The sequence below is a fragment of the Rhodococcus sp. LB1 genome, assembly GCF_001583455.1.
In the GTDB taxonomy this organism is placed as follows: domain Bacteria; phylum Actinomycetota; class Actinomycetes; order Mycobacteriales; family Mycobacteriaceae; genus Rhodococcus_F; species Rhodococcus_F opacus.
This window is the reverse complement of sequence record NZ_LTCZ01000055.1, coordinates 36173-39039: the sequence shown is the minus strand read 5'-3', so window position 1 is coordinate 39039 and position 2867 is coordinate 36173. Positions and strand designations below refer to the sequence as shown.

Annotated in this window: 3 protein-coding genes; 2 read left to right on the top strand and 1 reads right to left on the bottom strand. The window is 68.1% G+C overall.

The window, feature by feature from the left end; all coding sequences use genetic code 11:
- Positions 1-65 precede the first annotated feature (65 nt).
- Positions 66-524, bottom strand: a complete 459-nt coding sequence (locus AZG88_RS10620; protein ID WP_025431935.1) for a carboxymuconolactone decarboxylase family protein — start codon at positions 522-524, stop codon at positions 66-68.
- Positions 525-573: 49 nt separating this feature from the next.
- Between AZG88_RS10620 and pdxR the strand changes: the two genes are divergently transcribed.
- A complete protein-coding gene (gene pdxR, locus AZG88_RS10615; protein ID WP_061697644.1) occupies positions 574-1983 on the top strand; it encodes a MocR-like pyridoxine biosynthesis transcription factor PdxR in 1410 nt (469 codons plus the stop codon).
- A 233-nt stretch (positions 1984-2216) separates the two neighbouring features.
- A complete protein-coding gene (locus AZG88_RS10610) occupies positions 2217-2744 on the top strand; it encodes an OsmC family protein (RefSeq protein ID WP_005243956.1) in 528 nt (175 codons plus the stop codon).
- Positions 2745-2867 lie beyond the last annotated feature (123 nt).

The window sequence follows — 2867 nt, the reverse complement described above, 5'->3', positions numbered from 1 at the left end:
CCCGCGGAAACTTCTGAGCGGGCGGCAATGCAGCGGGCGCGAGGCGGCGGGTCCGTTACCCGGGATCAGCGCACCCGCGGGGTCTTCCGCGTGCTCACGGCGATGCGATTCCACGCGTTGATCGTGAGCACCAGCGAGATGAGCTGCGCCAGTTCCGTCTCCTCGAAGTACTCCTCCGCCTCCTCGTACACCGAGTCGGGGACGAAGCCGTCGGTCAGCACGGTGATCGCCTCGGCGAGCGCGAACGCGGCACGCTCCTTGTCGGTGTACAGCCCGTGCGCCTCCTCCCACGCGCTCAGCAGGTACAGCTTCTGTTCGCTGATGCCGATCTTGCGGGCATCGGCGGTGTGCATGTCGATGCACCAGGCACAGTGATTGATCTGGGAGCAACGGGTGACTACCAGCTCGACCAGTTCCGGGTCGAGGCCCTGCCGTGCTGCGGCGTCGAGGGCGATCATCGCCTTGTAGACGGCGGGGGCCTTGCGGGCGAGATCGACGCGGGTCTTGCGCTCTGTTGTGGTCATACGAGAACAGTAGGCGCGAAATAGCCCATCTGTATGGTTCAATTCAAGCATGGAAACTTGGGCCAATTCGGGTCTGGGCCGCGACCTCCATCTCGACCTCGCCGCGTCCGGCGGCGGACGGGCGCCGGGGGTGCGCGCAAATCTGGTTTCCGCTCTGCGCGAGTCGATTCGATCGGGGCGGCTCGTCGCCGGCACCACCCTCCCGCCGTCCCGCACCCTGGCCCTCGACCTCGGCATCGCCCGCAACACCGTCGCCGAGGCGTACTCCGAACTCGTGGCAGAGGGCTGGCTCACCGCCCGGCAGGGGTCGGGAACACGGGTTGCCGATCGGGCAGGCGAGCCGGCCCGACGTCCGCGCACCCGCTCCGCGGCGGCGCCCCGACCGGCGTTGAGCCTGATGCCCGGTTCGCCCGACGTCGGAGAGTTTCCGCGTGCCGCCTGGATGGCGTCGGCCCGCCGGGCGCTCACCGCGGCACCCAATGACGCGTTCGGACCGGGTGATCCGCGGGGACGCCCCGAACTCCGTCACGCGCTCGCCGAATATCTCTCTCGCGCACGAGGAGTGCGCACCGATCCCGAGCGCATCGTGGTCAGTGCGAGCTCGGGGCACGGACTGTGGTTGCTCGCCCGCGCCGTGCAGGGACCGATCGCCGTCGAGGGGTACGGGCTGCATCTGCATCGCGAACTTCTCGGCGACGCCGGCGTCTCCACCGTCCCCCTGCAACTCGACGCCCGCGGAGCACAGCCCCCGGATACGACGGGCAGGCAACCGTCGGCGGCGTTGCTCACCCCGGCTCATCAATTCCCCACCGGCGGGCCGCTCCATCCCGGCAGGAGAACGGCTTTCGTGGAATGGGCACGTGCGACGGGGGCGATCGTGATCGAGGACGATTACGACGGGGAGTTCCGGTACGACCGCCAACCCGTCGGCGCCCTGCAGGGTCTGGCCCCGGACGAGGTGGCATACCTGGGCACCGTGAGCAAGACCCTCTCCCCCGCGATCCGCGTGGGATGGATGGTGCTGCCGGAACGCCTGATCGACGATGTCCTGGCAGTCAAGGGCGGATACGAGCGATGGGTCAGCGCGACGGACCAGCTGACCCTGGCCGACTTCATCGAGAGGGGCGCATTCGACCGGCACGTCCGCAGGATGCGCACCCTCTACCGCCGCCGGCGCGACACCCTCGTCGAAACCCTCGCCGCCCGTGCACCACATGTGCACGTCACCGGCATCGCGGCCGGTTTGCACGCCGTCCTCGAACTTCCCGACGGGACCGAGGCGGCCACCGTCGACCGGGCCGCGACCCTCGGCCTCGCGGTGGAGGGTCTGCGCACGTTCCGTCATCCGGACGGTCCCGCGAACCGGCCCGACGGACTCGTCGTCGGCTACAGCACGCCGTCGTCCGCGCGTTTCTCGGCTACTCTCGACGCCCTGTGCCGCGCGCTGCCCACTCCGTGAGCAGAATTTCCTACGGGACTGGTCGGAATGCGTGTCGTGCGGTTACAGTCTGATCCGTGACCGAATCCGGCGTGATCGACTCAGGTGAGCTGCTGACGCGGCGTCGCCACGTCGATTTCGCACTGGTGTGTACCTCGAGGTGTCCGATCTCCTGATCGGACCCCTCCCGGCGTGACGTTTCTCCACGCCGGGTTCCTCCTGCACACCCTCGTTTTCGAAGGATTCGTACAGTCATGACCACTGCATCCGTTTCGCACCTCACGTCCGTCATCGGCGCCACCCGCGACGCCGTTTCCCAGGATTCCGCGAACGCTCACGTCGTCTTCCGCGCCTCCGCGCAGGCGCACGACGCCGTCGCGAGCACCGTCACGCTCGGCAAGTACAGCGTCGAGGTGGACGAGCCTCCGGCGCTCGGCGGCGACAACTCGGCCGCCAATCCCGTGGAGTACTACCTCGCTTCACTGCTCTCCTGCCAGGTGGTGACGTACCGCTTCTGGGCCGAGAAGCTCGGTGTCCGCGTCGACGACATCTCGGCGCGCGCGGAGGGCGACCTCGACGTGCGCGGGTTCTTCGGCTTCGACGACGCCGTCCGTGCCGGGTTCGGCGAAGTGCGCGTCGTCGTGACGCTGACCGGCCCGGAATCGCGGGAGCGCTACCTCGAACTGCAGGAAGCGGTGGATGCGCACTGCCCCGTCCTCGACCTGACCCGCAATCAGACCCCGGTCCACACCGTGGTCGAAACACTCACCGGCGACAACTGATTCACCACATCCACCTCACCGAATCTGGAGTACACCACTCGTGACCGAGAGCATCGATCCCACCGTCAACTGGTCGTTCGAGACCAAGCAGATCCACGCCGGACAGACGTCCGACGCGACCAC